At 31.3% G+C, this 1727-nt stretch carries 2 protein-coding genes; both read right to left on the reverse strand.

From position 1 onward, the window contains the following. On the reverse strand, window positions 1-197 hold a 197-nt coding region (locus tag F3G86_RS10820; protein WP_223228595.1), incomplete at its 3' end, for a hypothetical protein. Further along, window positions 187-1727, reverse strand: a 1541-nt coding sequence (asnB, locus tag F3G86_RS10095) for an asparagine synthase (glutamine-hydrolyzing) (RefSeq protein WP_149723774.1), incomplete at its 5' end; no start/stop codon positions are given. The genes F3G86_RS10820 and asnB, both read right to left, overlap by 11 nt.

Below are 1727 nucleotides of genomic sequence, written 5' to 3' on the forward strand. Positions count from 1 at the left end.
AATTTATAGTTATCTCTAAAAGAGATACATTTTATATTAGAATTTATCTCAAACGAGATATTGTCCTCTAATAAAACCAAATATATTTCATATCTAGGGTCTTTTGCTAATTCATTGGCTAAAACCGCCATAGATCTCTCGGCGCCGCCGCCATACAACCAGTCGTTTAATAATATTAGCCTGATTTTATCTTTCATTTATCATCCACTGCTTATACCATAGCTGAAATATCAAGAAAAGCCATAATTTATATCCAGATTTCTTTTCTTCATAAAATTCTTTTTTTAGCTTAATTACCTCTGCATGGCAAAAAATACCTTGGTCCTCAATAAAATCTTTATTAGAGCAATCATCAACAAATTTTTTTAGGTCACCATTTAGCCAATCCTCAAAAGGTGGAACAAAGCCATGCTTTGGACGGTCTAGTAAATTTTTTGGGATAAAATCATAAACAATGTCTTTTAATATCCACTTGGGGCCATTTTTTAGCTTTAGACTAGATGGAACTTGTGCTAAATATTCTATTATCCGCTGATCTAAAAATGGCTCTCTAGACTCCAATGATACAGCCATGCTAGCCCTATCTACTTTCATCAAAATTTGATACATATATGTTTGAAAGTCTACACACATTGACTTGTCGAAATAATCTCCATTTACACATCCAAATTTATCGTAAGATGTTTTATACTCAGAGCTATAATTTTTTATGAATTTTGCGACATCTTCCTTTAAAAAATACTGACTTGAAATTTTAAAAACACTTTCCGCTTTAGCGTCAAGTATGTTTATAAATTTTCTAAATTTTCCAGAAAAATTTGTCATTTTTTGCCCAGTTAGCTTTAAAAAAATTTTTTCCAATATTTTTATATCTAGCAATAACAAAAACGACTTAGCTGCTTTTTTAACAAAAGAGGGAACTTTTGATGATAAACGATATACCTTGTTTCCAATAAAATATTTTGGATAACCACCAAAAATTTCATCCCCACCGTCGCCAGACAAAACAACCGATACATGCTCTTTTGCAAATTTTGAAACAAAATAAGTCGGTATAGAAGAGACATCGCCCATTGGCTCGTCATTTATAACACAAAGCTGATCCACCAAATCTAAACAATCTTTTTGAGTAACATAATACTCGTAATGCTCTGTGTTTAAAAAATTTGCTATATCTTTAGCATATGGAGCTTCATCAAAATTTTTATTATCAAAACCTATACTAAATGTTTTTAGCTTGGCACTAGAATTTGACTGCAGTATCGCTGCAACAGCAGAGCTATCATATCCTCCACTCAAAAATATCCCAACTGGTACATCAGATACCAACCTATATTCAAAAGCAGATAATAACAATTCAGAGACTTCTTTTTTTATAACCTCATACTCTTTGTCTGTCTTTTCTTTATTATAGTATTCCTCTACGCTCCAATACTGCTTCTGGGTATAAGACATCGATCTTAAATCAAATTCCAGCATATTGCCAGCTGGGAGTTTATGGATATTTTCAAAAACAGAGTATGGTGCTGGTATATACGAATACTGAAAATATAGTCCTAGAGCATTTGGATCAATTTTTTTATCTATTTCTTTAATGCAAAAAAAAGATTTTAGCTCTGAGGCAAAGGCAAATAAACCATTTTTAAAATAATAATAAAATGGTTTCACACCCGCCCTATCTATAAAAACTTTTACTTTTTGATCTTTAACATCATAAATAACTATAG

The organism is Campylobacter concisus, from assembly GCF_902460595.1.
GTDB lineage: Bacteria > Campylobacterota > Campylobacteria > Campylobacterales > Campylobacteraceae > Campylobacter_A > Campylobacter_A concisus_BL.